20 protein-coding genes are annotated in these 21889 nt (G+C 50.0%); 12 read left to right on the top strand and 8 right to left on the bottom strand.

Features of this window, described 5'->3' with window-relative positions:
• Positions 1 to 81: 81 nt before the first annotated feature.
• From MHN31_RS10520 to secF, 3 genes are all read left to right on the top strand, one after another.
• Positions 82 to 528, top strand: a complete 447-nt coding sequence (locus tag MHN31_RS10520; protein ID WP_239444254.1) for a hypothetical protein — start codon at positions 82 to 84, stop codon at positions 526 to 528.
• 113 nt (positions 529 to 641) lie between these two features.
• Positions 642 to 2456, top strand: a complete 1815-nt coding sequence (gene secD / locus MHN31_RS10515; protein ID WP_239444253.1) for a protein translocase subunit SecD — start codon at positions 642 to 644, stop codon at positions 2454 to 2456.
• Between the two features lies 1 nt (position 2457).
• The gene (secF, locus tag MHN31_RS10510; RefSeq protein WP_239444252.1) at positions 2458 to 3360 is read left to right on the top strand and encodes a protein translocase subunit SecF; all 903 of its coding nucleotides are present in this window, start codon (positions 2458 to 2460) and stop codon (positions 3358 to 3360) included.
• Between the two features lie 56 nt (positions 3361 to 3416).
• Here secF and MHN31_RS10505 read toward each other — a convergent pair whose 3' ends face one another.
• Entirely contained in the window at positions 3417 to 5525 is a 2109-nt protein-coding gene (locus MHN31_RS10505) for a winged helix-turn-helix domain-containing protein (RefSeq protein WP_125558505.1), read from the bottom strand.
• A gap of 204 nt (positions 5526 to 5729) precedes the next feature.
• Complete coding sequence (locus MHN31_RS10500) at positions 5730 to 6752, bottom strand: GDP-mannose 4,6-dehydratase (protein ID WP_239444251.1); 1023 nt, start codon at positions 6750 to 6752, stop codon at positions 5730 to 5732.
• A 184-nt stretch (positions 6753 to 6936) separates the two neighbouring features.
• On the opposite strand from MHN31_RS10500, the gene MHN31_RS10495 reads away from it, so the two are divergent.
• Complete coding sequence (locus tag MHN31_RS10495; RefSeq protein WP_125558501.1) at positions 6937 to 7377, top strand: hypothetical protein; 441 nt, start codon at positions 6937 to 6939, stop codon at positions 7375 to 7377.
• Positions 7378 to 7412: 35 nt separating this feature from the next.
• On the opposite strand, the gene MHN31_RS10490 is transcribed toward MHN31_RS10495, so the two are convergent.
• Together MHN31_RS10490 and MHN31_RS10485 are read right to left on the bottom strand one after the other, a co-directional pair.
• A complete protein-coding gene (locus tag MHN31_RS10490) occupies positions 7413 to 10220 on the bottom strand; it encodes a PqqD family peptide modification chaperone (protein WP_239444250.1) in 2808 nt (935 codons plus the stop codon).
• A 9-nt stretch (positions 10221 to 10229) separates the two neighbouring features.
• Complete coding sequence (locus MHN31_RS10485; RefSeq protein ID WP_239444249.1) at positions 10230 to 11168, bottom strand: UDP-N-acetylglucosamine-transferase; 939 nt, start codon at positions 11166 to 11168, stop codon at positions 10230 to 10232.
• Positions 11169 to 11461: 293 nt separating this feature from the next.
• On the opposite strand from MHN31_RS10485, the gene MHN31_RS10480 reads away from it, so the two are divergent.
• The 4 genes from MHN31_RS10480 (at position 11462) to MHN31_RS10465 (ending at position 13865) form a co-directional block, all read left to right on the top strand.
• A complete protein-coding gene (locus MHN31_RS10480) occupies positions 11462 to 12352 on the top strand; it encodes a hypothetical protein (RefSeq protein WP_239444248.1) in 891 nt (296 codons plus the stop codon).
• 173 nt (positions 12353 to 12525) lie between these two features.
• Complete coding sequence (locus tag MHN31_RS10475; protein WP_125558493.1) at positions 12526 to 13035, top strand: hypothetical protein; 510 nt, start codon at positions 12526 to 12528, stop codon at positions 13033 to 13035.
• Positions 13028 to 13252, top strand: a complete 225-nt coding sequence (locus MHN31_RS10470; RefSeq protein ID WP_125558491.1) for a helix-turn-helix transcriptional regulator — start codon at positions 13028 to 13030, stop codon at positions 13250 to 13252. The genes MHN31_RS10475 and MHN31_RS10470 overlap by 8 nt, the downstream gene beginning before the upstream one ends.
• Positions 13253 to 13403: 151 nt before the next feature.
• Positions 13404 to 13865, top strand: a complete 462-nt coding sequence (locus MHN31_RS10465) for a hypothetical protein (RefSeq protein WP_125558489.1) — start codon at positions 13404 to 13406, stop codon at positions 13863 to 13865.
• A gap of 44 nt (positions 13866 to 13909) precedes the next feature.
• On the opposite strand, the gene MHN31_RS10460 is transcribed toward MHN31_RS10465, so the two are convergent.
• Positions 13910 to 14479: a DUF4879 domain-containing protein gene (locus MHN31_RS10460; protein WP_230090613.1), complete on the bottom strand. Its 570-nt coding sequence runs from the start codon at positions 14477 to 14479 to the stop codon at positions 13910 to 13912.
• A gap of 274 nt (positions 14480 to 14753) precedes the next feature.
• On the opposite strand from MHN31_RS10460, the gene MHN31_RS10455 reads away from it, so the two are divergent.
• The 3 genes from MHN31_RS10455 (at position 14754) to MHN31_RS10445 (ending at position 18954) form a co-directional block, all read left to right on the top strand.
• Positions 14754 to 17618, top strand: coding sequence for a sialidase family protein (locus MHN31_RS10455; protein WP_239444247.1), 2865 nt, complete (start codon positions 14754 to 14756; stop codon positions 17616 to 17618).
• Between the two features lie 212 nt (positions 17619 to 17830).
• Positions 17831 to 18691, top strand: coding sequence for a hypothetical protein (locus MHN31_RS10450; protein WP_228553065.1), 861 nt, complete (start codon positions 17831 to 17833; stop codon positions 18689 to 18691).
• A gap of 110 nt (positions 18692 to 18801) precedes the next feature.
• On the top strand, positions 18802 to 18954 hold the full coding sequence (locus MHN31_RS10445; protein ID WP_155946254.1) for a hypothetical protein: 153 nt from the start codon (positions 18802 to 18804) through the stop codon (positions 18952 to 18954).
• A gap of 64 nt (positions 18955 to 19018) precedes the next feature.
• Here MHN31_RS10445 and MHN31_RS10440 read toward each other — a convergent pair whose 3' ends face one another.
• Both MHN31_RS10440 and MHN31_RS10435 read right to left on the bottom strand, forming a co-directional pair.
• Positions 19019 to 19336, bottom strand: a complete 318-nt coding sequence (locus tag MHN31_RS10440; protein ID WP_239444246.1) for an antibiotic biosynthesis monooxygenase — start codon at positions 19334 to 19336, stop codon at positions 19019 to 19021.
• Entirely contained in the window at positions 19326 to 19547 is a 222-nt protein-coding gene (locus tag MHN31_RS10435) for a DUF2798 domain-containing protein (protein WP_125558481.1), read from the bottom strand. The genes MHN31_RS10440 and MHN31_RS10435 overlap by 11 nt, the downstream gene beginning before the upstream one ends.
• Before the next feature lie 86 nt (positions 19548 to 19633).
• On the opposite strand from MHN31_RS10435, the gene MHN31_RS10430 reads away from it, so the two are divergent.
• The gene (locus MHN31_RS10430; RefSeq protein WP_125558479.1) at positions 19634 to 20488 is read left to right on the top strand and encodes a LysR family transcriptional regulator; all 855 of its coding nucleotides are present in this window, start codon (positions 19634 to 19636) and stop codon (positions 20486 to 20488) included.
• A 161-nt stretch (positions 20489 to 20649) separates the two neighbouring features.
• Here the strand turns inward: MHN31_RS10430 and MHN31_RS10425 are convergent, their stop codons facing one another.
• Complete coding sequence (locus MHN31_RS10425) at positions 20650 to 21681, bottom strand: energy transducer TonB (RefSeq protein ID WP_239444245.1); 1032 nt, start codon at positions 21679 to 21681, stop codon at positions 20650 to 20652.
• Positions 21682 to 21889: the final 208 nt, after the last annotated feature.

Here is a 21889-nt window from a genome sequence, read left to right as displayed (position 1 = left end):
CTTCACCCCATGAGTTATGAGACATTTGCCAAAATATTGCGGTGTTTAGTGCCGCTTTTGCTGCTATGTACGCTACTGAGTATGGGTAGTCGTGATGCTGTGGCCGCAGATTGGCAAACCCCGCATGTCTCAATGGCAGTGTTATCACAGGCTGTGAGTGTTGATACCGAACCTGACACCAATGACCTCTGGCATAAAGCCACCGACACTGCGCTGGTAAAGCACTTGTCTGCGCCAGGTACTGAGGTGTCGCATTCACAACCGGCAAGCTATCCCGCGCAGCTGCCGTCACAGAGCCGATTAACGCATCCCAGTTACTTTCTGCATCCGGACCAACAGCCAGATTATGATCTGCTCTATGTCTTTGCTGATCCCGACTTGTACCGGGTGAGCCAGCAATATATTCACCAACCTTTAACACGACCCTGGCACCAGTGTGCCTCGCGTATGCGCACAGGTCTTATTAATGACTGCCAGCCTGCTAATTTAACGTACCGTGCAAGACTGACTTATCAGCTGAGCGCTTGATCTCACGATACGCAGCGACCAGAACCCTGGTTGGGCTGCGACATGTTTTATCAGGTAAATAGCAAAGTGTGAGCTGCTCAGCGATGCAGCTCATCGATAAGTGAGTCTAATATATGAATAGAAGAACGAACGCTGCGAGTACGGCCTGGCCGGCGCGGCTCAAACGGCTGTTGGTGGTTGCGGTGATCCTTGTATTGGGTTTGTGTGCCATGCCCAATTTATATCAAAACAAAACCCAACTCAGTATCAGTGCGCTGCCACAAGCGCAGACCTTGCCCAGTCCCGACACGCTCGTGCAACTGCTACAAAGCCACGGCTTTAGCGTTGCACAGGTAGGTTCGGGCGAGCCAACGTTGGTGACGTTAACGTCACAGACTGCCTCAGCCTCAGCACAAGCGGTGTTGGCCGAGGCGTTGCGGGATCAGGCGTCTGTAAAAGTGGTTGAACAAGCCACTGCGCCATATTGGTTGCAACGGCTGGGGTTATCACCCATTAAGCTGGGCCTGGATTTAAATGGTGGGGTGCTGTTCGTGTTGAAAGTCGATACCGACAAAGCACTGGAAAAGCGCATGGAAAATATCGCGCTGGAAGCAAAGTCTCAGCGCATCCGCGATAAATTAAAAGGCGTGCGTATTGAACGCAGTTCGGTTGCAGGTCTTGAGTTGGTGGCGCTCCCTCAGGGGGCTGCGGCATTGCAGCAGTTACAGACGGCATTGCTGGCCCAGTTTCAGCACCTGAGCGTCCAGACACATAAACACGGTAATTTATTGCGGGCAACACTCAGCTACGATGAGGCTGGCAAAGCAGCTTTTGAAAAACAAACCATGACCCAGGCGCTGACCACACTCAGATCGCGGATCGAAGAGTTGGGCATTACAGAAGCTGTGACCCAGCGTCAGGGGGCCAATTACATTCGTATTGAGCTACCCGGGGTTCAGGATCCGGCGGCAGCAAAACGGATCATCGGTGCGACAGCACAACTGTCTTTCCATGCGTTGCAGGAGTTTGGTGGCAAGCGCGTTAAAGCTGAGCATGGCATGGTGGGGTTAGACCCGCTGGCTATTTTTACCGGGGCTGATATTGACTCGGCGCAGGCTGGCCGGGACGAGTATGGCAAACCTCTGGTGCAGTTATTTTTATCATCCCGGGGCGGCGATAAAATGTTGCGTTTTTCCCGTGCCAATGTGGGTCAGCCTATGGCGACTATGTACAGTGAGTATATCGCCGATAGCCGGGGTGAGATCCGCCAAAGTAGTCAGGTGATTTCAGTCGCCACCATTCAACAGGTGTTGGGACAACGCTTCAGCATAACGAACCTGGGGTCGTGGCAAAAGGCACAGGATCTGGCGCTGTTATTGCGGGCAGGATCTTTAGATGCGCCCTTAACCATAGTAACCGAACGCACCATAGGGCCTAACCTGGGGGCGCAAAACATCGCGAGTGGTTTTGGTGCACTGGCACTGGGCCTGTCGCTGACATTGGGGTTCATGTTGTTGTGGTATCGCAAGCTGGGTGTCATTGCCTGCATGGCGCTGGTGGCGAATCTGGTATGTTTAGTGGGCCTGATGTCGTTACTACCGGGCGTTGTGCTGACCTTACCCGGCATTGCCGGCCTGGTCCTGACGATAGGTATGGCGGTCGATACCAATGTGATTATCTTTGAGCGGATCAAAGAAGAAAGGCGACAGGGAAGCAGCATGCGCGCGGCGCTAAAACGTGGTTATCAGCAAGCGCAAAGCAGCATCATAGATGCCAATTTGACGACCATGATCACCGCGCTGGTGTTGATGTCCATTGGCTATGGCCCGGTTAAGGGTTTTGCCATCACTCTGGCACTGGGGATCATCACCAGTATGTTTTGCGGTGTGGTGGTCTCCGGCCAATTGTCGCAGTGGTTCTATCGCACCAAATCGGAAAAAGGAGCCTGATATGCATAAACTCTGGCAAACACTTCGCACCTCAGGATTACTACTCAGTCTGATAGCGGTCATACTCAGCGCGGTGCTCATCAACCAGCATGGACTGGTGTTTGGACAGGACTTTACGGGTGGCTATGTTAGTGAGTTCCAGCTCGCTCAGGATATCTCCAGCAGTGAGTTACGCGACCAGCTGACGCCCTATGTTTCCGGGGAGTTTCGATTATCTGAGCAAGGGGCGCTTCATTGGCAATTATTTCAGCCACCGCACAATAACAGCCCGACACTGCTCGATTGGCACACTCAGTTGCCCGATGATCTGGGGATGGAGATCCTCGACAGCCGCTATGTGGGTGCGCAGATAGGCGCAGAGCTTATCGATCAGGGCGGGCTGGCATTGCTCGTAAGCCTGTTGGCAGTGGGCCTGTATCTGATAGTACGATTTGAATGGCGACTGGCTGTGTCGGCAAGTCTGGCCTTGCTACATGACGTGCTTATCACACTGGGCTTTTTCGCTGCGACCGGAATGGAATTTGACCTGACAGTACTGGCCGCCTTGCTGGCCATCATTGGCTACTCATTGAATGATTCTATTGTCATTGGTGACAAGGTCAGAGAGCTGGTTCGTGCCCGTCCTGATAGCACCGTGAGTAACGCCATTAATGCGGCATTGGGCAGCACACTGGGCAGAACCGCCATCACCTCGCTGACGACACTGACTACCATAGCCGCACTTTGGTGGCTCGGTGGGGCCAGTTTGCAGGGATTTGCGAGTGCTTTATTCATTGGGGTGGTAGTAGGGACCTGGTCTTCCGTTTTTGTCAGTGCAACCTTACCGCAGTGGCTGGGCCTGAGCCACAGTAACTATCAACGCACGCTTAGCGAGCAGGAAAAGCAACAGCTTGCCGAGCCTTAACCCGTGCATTGTGTTGCTCAAGGGGCTGATCGTAGCCCGCCCCTTGAGTAATGCTGTTAATCAGCCAGTAGTAACTCCACCACTTCTTTACGCGATGTAAGTTGTTTGATGAGGAGGATTTGCGCATCGTTGACGGCTGAAATGCGGATAATATCGTTTGCCACAGTGGTGATGATCTCAAAATCACCGCTGTGCAGATCGTAAGACCACAATTGGGCATCCTCGTTGATCCCATACAAGGTATTGCCAAACGCGGTAAACAGTCGCTCGCTGCCTTGCGTCAATAGCGGCTCAATCAGTTGGTCTTCAACCGGGCCGGATCGCCAGAAACGATCCATGTGATCGGTATAAACCAGGCTCCCGTCGGCGGTTTTAAGTGCCCAGGTTACGTCGCGGTCTTTGAGAATACGCACATCAGCGGTGTTCAGATCCAGCTCTGCAAAGGTGAGTATGCCATTGACCCGGATCAGAGATAAGGCTGTCTGGTTGCGACTGTCCCAATGAAACAACTGCACCACCGGGTAGTCCAGTGGCACAGTGTGTTGGCTGCCATCGAGGTTGAAACGCACCAGTGTTTTGTCGGTATTGGCTAACAGCTGTGTCCCATCGGCGGACCAGTGGGTTTCATATAAAGAGGTGTCCATAGGGAAATTGCTAAGCTGACGGGGGACTTGTCCGTCACTGAGCCAGATCTGCATTTGTCCGGAGCGCGCAGAATTAAAGGCGAGCAGATCGCCCCCTGGCTGAAATAGGGCGTTGCTTTCTTCCCGGTTCGAGCGTTCTAAAATTTGATGTGTTTGTGCCTGTGTTGCCTGGTGTAAAGGCATGGCATAAATATCGCTGTCGTATTGTCCCTTGATCACCAGCATACGGCTGCCACTGGGATGAAACACCGGTGAGCCCATAGGTTCATCCACTGGCAGGGTCACCGGGTTAACCTGCCCCTGATAGGTTAGGGTGTATAACTGGCGGCCGGTGCTGAAGGCGAGTTGATTTTCATAGGGCGAAAAGTTGGGGTAGATAGACTTAAAGGGGGCAATGGTATTGGGGTAGTGAATGCGGTGGCTGGATACCTGCTCGCCATTGGGCTTGAGCATATCAAGATAATGATGTGACCCTTCGCCGAGGCGCACGACCGCCAGCAGGCCGTCTTTACGCGAGTAATCATAGCTGATGATATCGCCATCGCTGACCTCATAAAGAGGGGTGCTGGTGTTATCTTTCAGAGAATAGCGAATTAACTTCCAGCGCTCATGGGTTTTTTGCAGCAGCGCAATGTGGTCGCTGTCCAGCCATTGCGGCTCTCTGATCTGCGAGTTTTTGCACTCCAGCACGCGAGTCGGCGTTTGTGGTGTTTGCAGTGCTTTATCGAAATCCAGCGTCATCAGGTGATAGCAGAGCTTTTGTGTTACGGGCTGAATACAGTTAGAGGTTTGTACGAAGGCCAGCGTTTTGCCATCGGGCGAAAACTGATGTTGTCCGTTGATATCCAGGTTGTCCGTGAGACGAAACTCCTGCTGGGTATCGATGCGTTTTGCCCAGATATTATTACGGCATACTTCCGTGGAATAACGGTGAAATACAATATATTCACCGTCTGGAGAATATATTCCGGCCACTTCTCGGTTATCTGTGGCAGTCAGTGGCCGGAATTCGCTGATAGTAAGCTGTGCGCTTGAGCTTGGTTCGAATAAGACCGATGCTGCGAGGCCAACAATAAAAAACGCCGCTGCAAACAGGGCAAAACCAAATTGAGAGCGGGAGCGTACCTGAGCGGGCGCAGGTGTGGGGTTTGGTTCGGGTTGAGTGCTCTCTGTGTGCTGTTCAGATGTCGTACTTTGCGGTTGTGCTTGCCAGCGTACTTCGCATTCCAGGCTGTAGCCCTTCTTGGCATGGGTCTTGATAATATGCTGTTCTTTGCCATCATCACCTAATGCTTTTCTTAACTGCGCAATGCAACGCTGAAGGGTGTTAGGCGAGACCACTGTATCTTGCCACACGTGATCCAGTAGTACGTCCTGACTGAGCACTTGCCCCTGATGTTTTGCCAGCACCGTGAGTACAGACAGTGCCTTGGGCGCTAAGGTTTTTATCTCTTCTTCGACGGTGATTTGATTACGTGATAAGTCTACAAAAAACTCACCTATCCAGTATTGCTGTGTCATAACATCCCTAATGCGCCTGGCGCTTTTACTATTCACCCACCGACGTTTGGTCAATGCGGATTTTCTTATGTTTATTCTTATTGTGTGTTTGGCTCACCCATTATCCTAACTCGGTGATTTGTTCAGGTTGTGAATAAGCGCACCACAGCAGAATATAACATCGGCGTTGAATTACCAGTGTTACCCTGTCTCATTTTTCATAAGCTAACACCATCTGGGATTAAGTAAGGTCCAATGTACAACTTGTTCCAAGCGGCTGAGTAAGTCTACTTTTGGTGTCCAGCCTAATTGCTTCATTTTTTCACCGCATAAGGCGTACCTCAGATCGTGTCCGGGCCGCGAAGAGTGAAAGTCGACGAGTTCGTAACGCAGCGGTTTGTTTTGCACCTGTGCAATGATTTGGGCCAGCTCCAGGTTATTTAGCTCCCTTGCGCCAACGATATTGAATTTAGGGCAAAGGGTTTGTTCATTGTCTGTCTTCTCAGACCAGTTGCTATCAACCAGAAAGAGCAGGGCATCGGCAACATCCTGCGCATGAATATAAAAGCGAGAGCCTGGGATGGTACAGGTTTTGTCACTGTGGATCGTGACGGTTTCTCCTTGTTGTATTTTTCTGATGCTTTGCGGAATAAATTTCTCCGGGTGTTGCCGCTGACCAAAAACATTCATGGTATGGGTGATCACGACAGGTACTTTATATGTGTTGTGGTAGGCAACCGCGAGTTCCTCGCCCCCTGCTTTGGTTGCAGAGTAAGGGTTGGTACTGTTATAGCGGTCATTCTCTTTATAGCGCACATCGGCGGGGGCCGGACCAAATACTTCGTCTGTACTGAAGTAAAAAAACCGCCTGAGGTTATCCTGGCTACGGGCAAAGTCCAAAATGTTACAGGTGCCCACGACGTTATCCAGCACAAAGCTCATTGGATAGGCAATGCTTCTGTCTACATGAGATCCTGCAGCCAGATGAAAGACAAAATCTACCCGGCCAATTTCCTGAATAATTTGTGGGTTTAATGCCGCTTTTAAGTCGTGAAACACAATTTTTACCCGGCGTGTTACGGCCGGAGGGAGGTCGCTTAATGCATCCTGCAGGCGGTTTAGGTTACCGCTGTAGTCGAGTCTATCCAGTGTTGTAATGTGCCAGTCTGTTCTACGCAGGATCTCCAGCACCAGGTGGTGGGCAATAAATCCGGCACCTCCTGTAATTAAGACACGTGTTTCAGCCATTAATATCGCTCGGTGGATAAGTGATATGTCTAACTATAGCTGCTCATTACAGGGGCGCAGAGCAAACCGTTATTGAGAGGCGACTAAGTAAATCGACTATCAAAACGATTGTTCAGCTTTTTGCATTGAAGTTGGCGGATTATTGGCCATACTCTATGAGTGCCCAATTACCCGGGAGGTACTCATGAACTCAAACCTAACACGTGTTGCAGTGGCCGTACTGATGGCAACATCGATGCAAGTCGCCGCCAAAGGCGAAAAAATCGATGTGTGTCATCACAGTCGCTATGATGTGCACGTGATCACGGTATCAATGAAAGCGGTAAATAAGCATATTCAGAACCATGGGGACTTTTTACCCTACACACTCTATCAGGATGGTGATTATGATGGTTTTGGTAATGCGGATGTCAGTATTCAAAGCTGCGTAGATTACGTAGATGGGTATGTTGATAACGATACCGATCTGGATGATACAGACCCTAATGTGACTGACCAGCCTGTGGTGACCCCCCCTCCACCACCTGCGCCTACAGCCATGCCGCCACCACCGCCAACCACCTTTGGCATACCACCACCTCCGCCGCCCACAACCTTTGGCGGGGCACCACCTCCACCGGTATAACTTAGCAAAGCATCATTCGTTGTAATGGTGCTTTCTTATTGTTGCCATTTATTAAATGGTTTTTCTCTAAACCAGGCGCTAATGATGTACTTGAATCCCGACTCAACCGGCTGGCCGCAGTGGTAGGTGTATTCGTTGGGCTTACCCAGCGGTGACAAGTTGTTCCAGCACAAGGCCATGCCGGTGCGGGGCGTGACCGTGATATCCAGCTGGGTAAAGTGCGTGTTTCCGCCGCTAAAATCATCGTTTAAATAGACAACGCATGTCCAGGTACGCTGGCCGACACTGTCGATGCATTTTTGGTAGCTGGGGGACGACTCGTGAAAGAAATCGCAGTGCACTTTGTACTCTTGCCCGGTGCCATAGCGCTGGATCTGTAAAGACTCCAGATACGCGCTATCAATACCCATCAGGGCACTGATTTTATTTTTTATTTTGATATTTTCCTGGTGACTGATCTGTTCCAGGCAGGCGGTGCAGGAGGTACGGTAACCCTGATTGCTGTCGCCCTGCTGGTCAACGACGGTCGAGGGCTGAAAGTGGCCCTCCAGGCGGGTAATCAACGACTGGCATTCCTGCTCAGAGAAAGCTCCCTCAAAACGGAAAATTTGTGCGCGTACATCTGCAATGCGGATGCTTTTTGGGTTTTGCGTGATGGCGATGTTGGCAAAAGCAAAATAGAGACTCGGTTTGGTGTGTGTGCTTTCACGCAGGCTGGCATCTTCTATTTGCTCGGTCTTTATTTTCGGTTTGAATCCATACATGGCTTTTTCGGCCATTTCCATAGCGTAGCCAGATTCAATCAGATCTCTGTATACCTGCGCCTTGCTTTCACCGGCCTCAAGCTTTTGGCTAACCCATTCAATTAAGTCAACAGAGGGGTTGATGTTAACCTGGGCATACCGCTGTCTGTTGTCTGCTCTTTGTTGATTTGTGGGCAAAACGCCGGGTAAAGTCAGCTGAGTGCGTTGTTTATCAAAGCGCTTAAACTGGGGGATCTGCAAAGGAGACAGCGCAGAGCTATCGGTTTGGGCTGTATCCAGGCCTAGTGGCAGCGTGCTGAGCGTCAGAGCATCGGGCGTAACGGCGACGGGATGGGCTGAGACTAACCAGCTGAGCAGGTGCGCTGTCTGAGTCTGACTCAAATAAGGGCTTCGGATCAGCCCTTCGTTTAAAAGTATTGATAACGCCTGCGCGGCAGCGCACTGACCTGAAGGCAGTTGTTCAGTGGCAATAATACAGTGATCAACCTGATAGCGCGTTTGCTCGTCGCAGGGCAGGGGTTCACAGATATGATGCAACTGGTCATTAAAATAGGCGCTGGTAACGCGCTGGATGTGCAATGCGTTGCGCTGTTGCGCAGGGATTATGTGTGGGGCGCGAACGGCCTGAACATCGCCATTACTGGTTAACTGAAAGCGGCCGTAGCTTAGGACCTCGACTTGCTGTGCATCCAGGGTCTCAAGGCTGACAGCGTGGTGGCTGAGATCCGAGTGGCAGATAGCAATCACCTGATTGTTTACCCTAAGTAACAGGCCTTGGAGGTAAGTGGCATGTTGCGTGGTTGAGGCCTGGAGCGTCTGCATCAATTCAATTAAACGGTACAGGGCCTGATCTGCGTAGAGTAGCTCCGCATCCTGTTGAGCATCCAGATACACACTATAAAATTCCCGCTCTTCGCACAGCTCTAGAAGGTGATCCCAGTTGACGGGCCAGTCACACCTGAGCTGGGTAAAGAGACGCTTAAAGTCATTGCGCAGCTTGTCCTGCTGGATGACCACGACGACGGCTTGCCCTGCCACATCGAGCCAGAGCGGTTCGCACCAGTCGCGCAATAAGCCTTCCTGGCTAAAGTTTGCCGTAATAGCTTGGATATCGGCTTTGGCATGGACCACATCGGTCCCATACTGACGATGTAACGTGAGCGCGATGTCGGATACTGACTTATTCGATTGCAGCCCCTGCCAGATGGTGCTCGCTAAGGGGTCGAGTAAAAACCAGGTGTCGTGAAGTGGGCTGTTAATAAACACCTGTTCGTCAATCTGAAAACCCTGGGTGACAGGGCACGTGTTTGGCTGCGTCTCGGTTACATATGGCGGCGATGGTGAGCGGGTTGGAATACTGGCACACCGACTGAGTACAACATAATCTCTTTGCCAGTGAGGCTTAAGCTGTACGTCTCCCAATGGCAGTTTCCCCGAGATGGCCAGCTGATTAACAATATAGCCGGCATGATCGCTGATACTGGCGCAATTTCCGCCGACCTCGGATGCATGAAAAGCGCCTGATGATTGCCAGCGATACACATAAAAAATATCCTCTTGCGGCAATGTTTGCGTGTGTTCATTACCTCCCAGTGCACGAAACAGCGCCAAATCAATTGCACTGACATCATGCTCTAAATAGCCGCCAATTTGCTGCCAAACAGTGCGTTCAATCGCCAGGTTACACTGATAGAGATTTTCAGAATATTCAAGCTCATGGTCGCTGTTTTCCAGCCAGGCCTGACGGGTATGGAAAACGCCATCACGGATCTGCGCAGCACTGACGCTGAGCCGCCAGGGCAGATAAATGTCATCGTCCTCCCAGGGCATTAAGATGTCACCCGTGCAGTAACTTGCCGCCAAATTGAATTTTTTACCTAGGGGAACAACGCGGACCGGCAGATTGATAACGGTCACTTGCGGGTGTTCGAACAGTAAGCGATGCCCGCTGAAGTCATTGAGAACAATCAGCTCTTTCTCACCGGCATAATCCTGGCGCAGAAACGATTCAATGGCTTCTTCTAACAAATGCGGGCGACCAAAGGTGCAGCAAAAGCAGGAAATCTTAGGTAATGACATAGTGCTCCTCTAACGCGTGGCCTTAGTTTCTGTGTTTTGAGGGTAAAGTTCGCCATCCCGGTATTCTAGTGCCAGCAAAGACAAGTATTGTGATGTTGTCCGGGCTTCCCCTAGCGCGAAGTTCTGGATAGGAAAACTGTCATGAGCTGGGTCAAATGTATGTTCAATTAATGCACGCAGGCGGATCTGTGCGCGGGTGTTCAGCGCCACCCATTTAGCGTCGTCGTTCCAGTGCACATTCTGTGCAAACACGGGTTTTTCATTACCATATTGGTGTAATACAAGGTGCTGAGACGGGATAAAGCAGTCATACCCTAAGGTCCAGAGCTTCAGAGAATGGGTAAACTCTTCCTGGTTAAAGTACATGATGGGGTCGATCGGTAAGTCGTGATTGAGTTGACCTGGTGCGAAGTAGAAACCACAGGCACATAAGTGACTGGCAATGGGCGTTGTATGCTGGGTTGTGTCAGAATCAAAAAATGGCTCGAAACGAACACTGCCATCCATGACGGGTCCCACTTTTAACCGGGCAATGGGCGTGGATGTGAGAGATGCCTGCGCCCGAAAAGGGGCAGGATAGGTGGTGAGTACGGGGTTGTCACTCGGGCAGCGTGTCAACTCCTCTATCATGAGCTTGTCCCAGTTGGCGACGAATCGAGTATGGCTGTCGACGGAGAGCACATAATCTTCGTCACGATATAAATTTTGTGCTACATGGCGCGCCCAGCAAACGCCTTGCGCTTGTTCAACAGGCACCGCAACCAGTCTGACATCGGCATCTAGCTCAGAGGGAAACAACAGGTATTCATCCAGCCCCGGGATATACTGCCAGCATACACCGAAAACAAGCCGCTGTGGGTCGCTCGCATTATCAACAGCGCTCTTTATGGTGGCCAGTAATTCAGGATCCCGATAGGCCGCAATTTGAACGAAAATAGACGCATTCATAACAGAGTTACCCTATCTACTGTACATAAAGCGTAGATTAAAAAACCACTGACATCACGGTGTGTGTTTGCTTTCAGTTGTTTACTCCCCACGCGATTTTTTTGCTAACAGCATCTGCATATCTCAACTCATTCCTGTAGAAGCATCACTCTGTAGTTTAATAAGGTTTTGATAAATATTATTTTAATTATGTGAAGGACAAAATCAGCGAGAAGTCATCGTCAGGTCCGGTGTTTGGCTCAGCCGTGGGTAATGTAAGGGGGATATTTATCCATTTACCAGGAGAACACAGAATGAAGCCTCAACGACTTACGTTAATTTTGCCCACCGTGAGCTTGTTGTTATGCAGTAACAGCTATGCACAACATGTCTTTTCTGATTTGCGCGGCCCTTACTTGGGTCAGGAGCCACCCGGATTAACCCCAAAAGTGTTTGCTCCGGGGATAGTGTCTACACCCGACTGGGGGGATGCGGTGCATTTCGCGCCTGATAAAGACGTGCTCTATGTGTCTCGCTGGCGGATGAACAATGGGCAGCGTGAAACGGCATCTGTGACTTTTAGCCGGGTGGCTGGTGGTTGGCAGAAGGTCATTAATACGCAAACGGGAAGAGCGCCTTATTATGCGCCGGATGGACAACGGGTGTTTTACGGCAAGCAATATAAAACGCGCACCCCGGACGGGTGGTCTGAGATGAAAAAGCTGGGTCCGGCCTTTGATGATATTCCGATGATGGGCCTGAAAATGTCGCTCAAGGGCACAATTGTGTTTGACGAGTTTACCCGGGATGGTAAGGGAGTACTGAGGTACTCTAAATGGGAAAATGGTGAGTGGCAGGAGCCAAGGGCCCTCAGCACAGTAATCAATACTGGTAAATGGAATGCGCACCCCTTTATCGCCCCAGATGAATCTTATGTGATGTGGGATGGTCATCGGGAAGCCGGGTTTGGCAGTGCTGATCTGTATATCAGTTTTCGCCAGCCTGATGGGTCATGGGGCGCGGCGATTAATCTGGGGGAGCAGGTCAACACGGCCGCCGAGGAAGGTGGAGCACAGGTAACTCCTGATGGCAAGCACCTGTTTTTCAATAGAATGGTTAAGGCTGACGGAAAGCTGAGCCAAGCGCAGTCCGACTTATTCTGGGTCGATGCAAACATCATCGAAACGCTCAGGCCCACTCAATAAGCCAATTCAATAGGGTAATAAGGGTTGCAATGGCCGGACGTGCGCAGTCAATACGCTTTGAACACCTGATGTAGTCATGTATTTCTAACCAAAGGTAAAAGATATTTGACATTGGGTGAAGTTTTAACCAATATGGGTCAAAGATTTTTTACCTTGAGTTAAGGATGGTATTCATGACAAGCAATGAAAAACTGAAAGTGCTGAAAGCATTACTCGACTCTCTGAGTTTTCGGGACCTGACGCTGACGTTAGATCTGCTGGTGACCGGAGCTGTGGTGTACTTCTATGCCACCAGCCTGATGGCGGCCAGTGCTGAGCAGCTGGCCAGTGGCACCTGGATATCTCAGTTGTTGATTAAGGTGGTAGGGATCTCTATCGTCCTGTCAATTATCAGTCAGTTGTTGCTGGAGCTGGTCAGCGACGGGGATGTCGAAAAACCGCTGGATGAGCGTGAAAAACAGGTGTCGCTGGTAGGCAATAAGTATGCGCTTTGGATCCTCCAGGCTGGGGTGTGTTTTGCAATTGGCCAGTATGCATTTGAGCAAAACGGCCTGGGTGCTGCGCAGCGTGCGGAGCTGCCGTTTCTGACTTTGCACATTATGGTAGGCGCATTTTTACTGGCGGAATTGGTCAACTATGGCACTCAACTTATCCAAAATCGGATGGGAACCCTCCATGGCTGAATGTGTAATTACTAACCAGATCAGAATGTTGCGATTTATGGCCGGTGAGATGACCCAGAAGGAACTCGCTGAGCGTGTTGGGGTAACCCGCCAAACCATCATGGCGATTGAAGCAGCCAAGTACTCACCATCACTGGAAGTGGCATTTAAAATTGCTGAGGTTTTCGATCAGCCACTGGAGTCTGTCTTTCAGTATAAACACCGCACCGAGCCGTGAAAAAGGTTTGTATCAGGAGGTACGTTGATCGGTAGAATGTATGATATTTCTGGCACTCTAATTGCATTAACAGAATGTAAATAGCGGGCCTGCTTAGTGTGCTGTAGAGAGATGACCCGCCTTAATCTCCCCCAAAGGAAGGATATCATCTATGAATGCAATCAACGCAAGCGCTGGCGCCAGCGCAGCCAGCCAGGTCTACGCAACACGTAATACTTATACCGCCGAGGAATCATCTGACAATCCGCACAAAGCTGGCGCAACAAGTGACACGGTCACACTCAGTGACAAAGCCCGGCAAGCGGAAAATAAGTGGCAAGAACTTGCAGCCAAGTATGATGTGCATAACATGTCGGCAGGTGAAATGCGCAGCTTGTCCAGAGAATTATTTGATGGTGGATTTATTGGTACGGGTGAAATGATGGTCATAGGCGCACCCACCTCGATGAATGAAGATCCGTTCAAGAAACACGATCTGCTGAATGATATGAAACATACCTATCAGCTGTCATCAGCTATGGGTGGGCATAGCAAAGAATCGAGCGAGTTGTATCTGAAGTCCATTGAGATAATTCAAAGGCTGGGTCAAACCAGAAATGGCTCAGTAGCCTAATCAGATGGGTGCATAACTGCACTATGCACCCGTGCTACTCTGTATTAGTTGATATACAAAGAGTCACTCCAGTAACCAAACGGGGAGGCAACCGAGTTGGCAGAGGCTTTCACCTGACCTGCAGACTGGCCGGTGAAGTCCCAACCGTATAACCAGCCTGTGACTGTTTCACCAGCCTGGCAACGGTGCAGGTCTGAGCCACATCGTGCTTCTCTGAGCGCCGCAGACTTTGACACACCATTCATGGTTGCGTTGTTTGGATTGCCGTAGCCGACTTGCCAGGCATATACATACAAGTAGCTACCACCGTGATTGGTGCCCGTAGAAAAATCTCCGGCAAGAATCCTCTGATCGCCACCAAGCTGTGAGCGAACCAGGCCAAATTCAAAGTAGGAGATGCCTGTGGCAGGAGCCATTGGTTGAACATCAAAGCGTGGATATTGCTGAGGTGCTGTTTTGTACTCAGGTGCGTGTTTAGCAATATCGGCAACCTGGTGCGCGACGCCGTAGTAATTCTCTGCATTTTTCATAATGCCATTTTCAATATCACCTGCCAGTGCTGAGCCTGACATGACGGCAACTAACCCTAATACTGCATTTCGTAGATTGTTCATTAAATTATCCTTTTACAAAGTGTGTTTCACTGCGAGGCAGAACACCCCGCAGAGTTCTATTGTTTACTTTTCGTGAATCTTTTTAAACTTTTATTTTACATTTTTTGTGCGGGATTGTTTTGGATCAACAAAGCTGTGGTGTCTGAACCAGAGCGCAGAGGCGGTAACGCGTTGCTTAATCGGTATACAGAAATGTTAAGTATCTGATAAGGTGACAAGTGGCCTGTCTGTCAGGTAGTCATAACAGGATAACAACACATAAAAAGGAGTGGATATGAGTGATAAAACAAAAGTAGGCTTGTTCGGTGGTATTGCCCTGTCGGCGATTGCTGTTGCCGTACTTTATGCCAGTAACAAGCCATCTATCAACGATATAACCCCAAAAATCAAAGTACACGAGAAAAATATTCGTGAACCGGATAAGTCGATGCAGGGCCTTATTCGGGTGAATCCGGCACATCAGTTAGATATGCAGGCTAAGTATGATGAAGCATTCAGACAGGTTCAGGCATATCGTGCGCGTGAGTCATCAGAGTATCAGTGGGAGAGCCTGGGTCCTGAGCGTGTGGGTGGGCGTACGCGTACTTTGGTATTTCACCCGCAAAACCCCGACATTTTGTTTACGGCAGGTATTTCCGGGGGAATATGGAAGTCTGTGAACGCCGGTGAAAGCTGGCAACCTGTTGCCAGTGAATTGCCCAGTATGGCGATTGGTACCCTGGTCTTTGATCCCGATGACAGTGAACGCTTGTTTGCAGGCAGTGGTGAAGGTGTTTATGTTGGGCGTGGTTTTACTAACAGCATCGGGTTTGCCGGTGATGGCATTATGACGTCTGAAGATGGCGGTGAAACCTGGTATCAGCTCGAAAGTACCAATAACAATGTCAATTTTCAATATGTGAACAAGCTACGCTTTGGTGCGCAAGGTCGTCTGTATGCAGTCACAAATACGGGGATCTGGGTGTCTGATGACAAAGGAGAGCACTGGCAGTTGGCGCTCGATCAAAGTGATGTACTGGGTGGATGTCTGGAGTTGGCTGTGAGTCCTTTAAGTGCTGAGCAGGATCGGGTCCTGGCCAGCTGTGGTAACTTTGGTGAGGGCGGCGCGGTTTATCTGAGTCAGGATTCCGGGCAAAGCTGGCAGCCTGTGATTGCCGAGCCTAATCAGGGCCGTACAACGCTGGCTTTTGCCCCATCAGATCCCTCTATTGTGTATGCGCTGGCAGCTTTTAATGCCCAGGGGGATATACCGCATGCGTTGCAAGGTCTCTACAAGTCAGTGGATGGTGGCGAAAACTGGGCACTGGTGACCGGACCACAACACCCGGACATATTTGGACGCTATGTGCTCTCAAATCCCAACGGTTTGTATTGTCCCGATCCGGAACAAAGCTTCATTTATGGTCAGGGGTGGTTTGATAACACACTCACCATAGATCCTACCGATGCCAGTGTGATCTGGGTGGGTGCTGTTGAAGTGATGCGCTCAGAAGACGGCGGCCAAAATTGGCAACAGATGTCCTTCTATTACCGTGACGCTGATGCACCGCATGTCGATCACCATGGCTTATACTTCCATCCAGAGTATGACGGCGTGAATGAAACGCGCTTATATAATGTCAATGATGGTGGTATTGCATTGACCGGCAATCCTTTTGCGACAGGCATGAGTGCCTGTAGTGAAGAGCCCGCAGAGATTGTCTGGCGTTCGTTGAATTCAGGCTACAATGTGACCCAGTTTTATCATGGAGATGTTTCTCACGATGGCAGCCGGTTAGCCGGTGGCGCCCAGGATAACGGTAGCTGGCTATATTCACCAGATGCGGGTTGGCAAGATGTTGGGCCTGGTGATGGCGGTTATGCCTTTTTTATTGATGAGGCGCGAATGCTGGTATCAAGTCAAAATGGCAGCTTGTTCCTGCGGGAAAATGGTGAAAATCGTTACCTGGAAAAGGCCGAGTACGAAAGTGGTCTTTTTATCGCGCCCTATGCCGTGGATCCAAATTACCCCGACCGTATCTGGTTGGGTGGGCAAAGTTTGTGGCGGCTGGATGAGTTGTCAGACGGGATGTTCGAGCGTGCTTCAGAACGCTTTACTGAAGAGTATCGCCGGGGGATCACGGCGCTAGTGGTGAAACCAGGCGACAGTAATACCGTGGTTTATGCACAGACGGATGGCGCGCTGAAACGTCTTAACAATGCGCTGAGCTCGGACAGCACAACCACACCACAAGATATCAGTTTCTCCGATACCGCCTACGTACGCGAATTACACTACAGCATGCACGATAGTTCGAACATGTATGCGGTTGTGTCAACGTTTGGCGAAAAGCACATCTGGAAAAGTGAGGACGAAGGGTCCAGCTGGCGTGCACTCGATGGTGAAGGCGAGGGAGCGTTTCCAGATTTACCGGCGCATACCCTGGTAGAGCTAAGAGAAGATCCGGACACCTTATTTGTGGGCACTGATTATGGTGTATATCACACAGATGATGGAGGAGAGAGCTGGCAGCCCTTCATTCATGGTCTGCCCAATGTAGCGGTATACCGCATGGTGTTAAGACGGATTGAGCACGTTAACTACCTATATGCCTTTACCTATGGCCGTGGCGTGTATCGTATCGCATTGGATGTCGCTAACCAGGCACCGCAGTGGCGTCAACAGCCTGATGCACTTAGTGTTAAGCCTGGTGAAGCCATATCCATGGAACTGATTGAGCTGGTGGTTGACCGCAATGGTGACAACTACTTCTTCAGTGCGCCCGAGCTACCTGAGGGCTTTGAGCTGACGGACTGGGGTAAACTGACCGGACAGTTTGCGAGCGCGGGAGAATACCCGGTATATATAGAGGTGAGTGATGGCCAGCTGAGCCAGCAACTGACATTGCTTTTTGAAGTGGAAACATCGAGTGATGATTCAGGCAGTGACTCAGATGATGATTCAGGTAGTGACTCAGGCGGTGACTCAGATGGTGATTCAGGTAGTGACTCAGGCGGTGATTCAGCAGATAACCCGGATACGCCGAGACCGGACGGAAGCAGCGGCATGTTAGCGTATCTGCTTGGATTGCTCAGTGTTGTATGCTGGCAGCGCAGAAGAAGCACGCGGCGTGCTGCGAATACGAAATCGCTTCAGTAGACATTGCTAAACTCGGTATAGATTGGCTAAGCCACCTGATAGCTGGGTGGCTGGCCTATGATACTGCTGTAGTCTATCAATAACTATCTAATTTAATTGCTTTTTAACTTTTCAGCGAAACATCAGCAAAACTTCAAGTTATCTCCGGAGCAGTCGGTAAGCTGGGTCTGTGTGACAGAACATTAGGGCGGCTTAGCCAAAGGAGTTTTATTATGAAGTTAACCAGATTACTGGTGATGCTGTTTTCAGCGTCACTGACGAGTACCATCAGCCAGGCCGAGCAGGTTTCTGATGTGCTAACTGGCCCTTATCTGGGTCAACAAAAGCCAGGTACTACGCCACAAGTTTTTGCGCCGGGTGCCGTATCAACACAACATCGTGATTACAACGCGTTCTTTTCACCCGACATGAAGGAGTTTTATTTTACCCGCAGGGATAACCACACTGGGAGGTGGACTTTAATATCTTACATCCAACGTAACAATCAATGGCACGAGCAGGTGGTGGGTCCACGGGTGGGGCGTCCGTTTTTAGCGCCTGACGGGAAAACCATGCATTTGGGAAAATACTATATGACCCGCACAGCCTGTGGCTGGGGGTCGTTGCAGGTATTGGGCCCAATGTTTGACAGGGATGACTGGGGGATTATGCGTCTGACATCATCCAGCAAAGGCACGTATATACTGGATGATTACAAGAGCGGTGATGTGATCCGCATCTCTGAAGTTGTCAACGGCAAGCGCCAGCCGGCGAAGGCTTTGGGTCCCGAGGTGAATACGGGTAAATACAATGCACACCCGTTTATAGCGCCGGATGACTCCTACATTATTTGGGATGGCCAGAGAGAATCCGGTTATGGAGAGAGTGATTTGTATGTCAGTTTCCGTCAAAAAGACGGTAGCTGGGGTGAGGCGATTAACCTGGGGGATAAAGTGAATACGTCCGGCCGGGAGGCATCAGCCAGCGTGACCCCGGATGGTAAGTATCTCTTTTTCAATCGTGATACGGGCGATGAAGAAGGGGATGTTTACTGGGTTGATGCTCAGGTCATTGAGGTGCTCAGGCCTCAATAAGATCCCGCCGAAGTAGAGTATGTGTGTTCTTTTTTTGTACCATTTTACTTGGGCCTGTGTTAAATCTGGATGGCCCTCTGAGGCACTAACATTAAGATTAAGGACAGAATATGAAACTGAAATTAAATAAAAAAGCAGTGAAAACCTTACAGAGCAAAGGGTTAAATACAGAGCAGACACAAGCTATCGCGGGTGCTGGTAATCAGGCCAGTGTTGATATTTGCTGGACACACCCGGCCTATGCCGCTTGTCGAATGCACTAAGCTGTAAACGCAATAAATTAAGTATGATGCCCGCGATTTGCGGGCATTTTACCGTGCGTTAAACCTAGGCTTCTGTCAAAAAGTGCAGTTCCGGAGGACACGTTAATGCGTCCTGATATAGTCGATATATCGCCTGGGTATACGGCTGGCGGTGATGGAAATCAAATGCGCTTTGCTGGGCAAATCGTTCTATCAGGATCAGCTGAGTGTGCGTTGTGTTTTCATACAATTCAAAGCGCTGGCACCCGGGCTCCTGTCGTGTTATTTCCATGATCTCTTCTATCGCAGACTTACAGTTTTGGTAGTAGGCGGCTTTTGGATTAATATAAGCAACCAAATTGATTGCCTCGTCGTTCGGGGTGTGTTCAGTGTCATTTGACATGGTTTCGCTCCAGAATAAAGTGAGTGAGGGAGTGGATTGGTCCGCTGAGCAGATAAGCCGTGACTAAAGCAACGGGCCAGGCATGAACAAACGCCCTGAACCAGTGCTGCAAAAATCCGGGTGCTACACCCAGATTGACATAGGTGACCCAACCTGACACCAGTGTCGACAGGCAAAATGAAAATAAAGTCGTGAATATCAGTTTTCGCATCGCGTTCCTCCGTTTCATGCCCATCATAGCGGGCGCGAGCAGAAGCGGAATGTCAGAATAAGCAAGCTAAGATTAAGGAAAACCACATGCTCGATGATCTGCTGCTCTTTGTTGAAGTGGCTCGCCGGGGCAGCTTTGCGAAAGCTGCTGATGCGTTAAGTCTCAGCGCACCAACCATTTCTAAACGGATTGCCGCGCTGGAAGCTCGGCTTGGTTATAGTCTGTTGAATCGCTCAGCGCGCGGTGTGTTAGCCACATCTCATGGCCAGGCCGTCTATGAAAAAATGGCCCCGTCGCTGCTGGCCCTGCAAGCTGACTGCACCGCGTTGTTAAGCCCGCAAGTCAGCGCATTTCACTTATTGTGTCCGCAGAATTTGATCAATGGCCCTTTATATCCTGTGGTTGAGTCTTTTCAGCGCACCCATCCGGACCTTGTGCTGCACATTGAACCGGACAATACCAATGTGTTGCTGAGCCAGAAGCGTTTTGATGTGATTATTCGGGTAGGCACATTGCAGGATTCCAACTGCTATCACACGCGTATCGGCGAGATTGCACTAAAGTGTGTGGTGCCAGAGCAGGCTAAAGAAACGAACACTTTGTTCATGCCATTTAAAAAGGATCAAATTCCGGATTCTGCACTGTGGCGCGATCTATTATCCCGCTTTGACCAGTTCTCTTACGTGGGAGACATCACATTAGCCAGGCAAATGGTTGCATCCGGCCTGGGGGCGGCCGTCTTGCCGATGACAGAAGTCGCTGAACTGGACAAACCGTTTTGCTATGTGGGCGAGTGGCAACATATGCGCCCGGTTTATGCATTGTGGGCCAACGCGCAGCAACCGCCCCCGCTTACGCAGGCGTTTATTACTTTGTTGCGTCAGGCGGGTCAGTGCTCAACTGTGCTTCGGGGTAATCTGGTTGATGTGGTGAGCAAATAAGTTTTTATCGCTTTGATAAAAGAGAAAACGCGCACTTAAAGTGCGCGTTTATCAGTGCCGTCGCGAAGGGGATAGTTTGGTACACCGTACCGCGAACCCTTCATCTTATAAAACGAGCGGTCTGGATATCCGGATCACTCATTTTTCATTTTTTGTCAAATTTACAGATAAAGTCCAAAGCGGGCATCACCCTCTTCGCGATAGGTGATTTGAGTATCTGTTTCACCTTGCACTGCCAGATAGCAGCTCCCGTAAGCTTCAGGAACTTGATAATTTTGCACCGGCAGCTCGTTAAAGCGCTGATAGCCATTTTGACAGTACAAAGCGACAGTGCTCAGGCTACCGTTTTCTGCACTGAATGAAATGGTGCTGCGATTAAGCTCATGGCGCCAGGTGCGTAATTCAGTCAGTTTGGCGCTCACTGTGATGACCGGGTTGTCAGCGAGCTGCGTTTGCAGTTGTCCTTGAAATTCGCGGACGGTTTGTTTAGACAATTGCTTGCCTTTGATTTGCTCCATACAGACTAGAGTTTGAAGCGCATTGCCATATTGTTTTTTATAGACCTCCAGGTTCATCAGGCTTTGTGTCGACATCAATGCCATGTCTGGTGTCAGTAACTTGCGCAGCTGTACCGCCTCCCGAAGATGGTATTCATACTGATGCCAGTCCTGTACATTGTAATAGTACGCACTCAGTAACCAGGCTGTATAGGCTTGTTCTGTGAGGTTCTTGGTGTGATCCTCTAACAGGCTATCTAGCGCAGGCTTGGCTTTGGTCATTTGATTACTGACCACCAGGCGTTTTGCCTCGTCAAAGTACTTAGCAAACACAGTGGAGACATTGTTGTTGGTAAACTGCCTGAAAGCTTTATTAAAGTGCATCGGTATTTGTTTGGAAGAGGCAATGGCCTTGCCATCGAGACGGGCTGGTTCATAGGCCCGTTGAGAGAGAACTGACTGTGCTCTGTGAGCCATGCGTGGCGACGACCCTTCGACCAAAACATGTATGGGTTGACCTTGCTCGTCTACGACATAATCGACCAAAGCCCAGTGTTCCCGTCGAGTGTTTTCTAGCGCACTTGAGTGGGGCCCTGAATCGTTGTGAGTAAGCAGTTTGGCTGGCACAAATCGCGCATCGGCAAATGTAGGTGAAGAGAGTAGGCCTGTGATCAGGCAAAGTAGTGCTTTTTTCATTGTGAGTATTCCAATTTCTGGCTCCGACAACCATATCAGAGCATAGCGCCAGATAAGCTGGTTAGGCGCGAAGCGAAAATTATACACATGTCATCCGTGTGCGATAAGTAAAACTCATAACTAAGTTCCTAATATAGTTTCAACAGGATCTTGCAGTTTAATGTCTGTGGCTAAAGCAACCAGCTGTTTTTTCTATCATAGTAATTCG

The organism is Pseudoalteromonas sp. McH1-42 (assembly GCF_022347845.1).
GTDB lineage: Bacteria > Pseudomonadota > Gammaproteobacteria > Enterobacterales > Alteromonadaceae > Pseudoalteromonas > Pseudoalteromonas rubra_D.
Note: the sequence above shows the minus strand (reverse complement) of the source record. Positions and strands in the feature narration are given on the sequence as shown.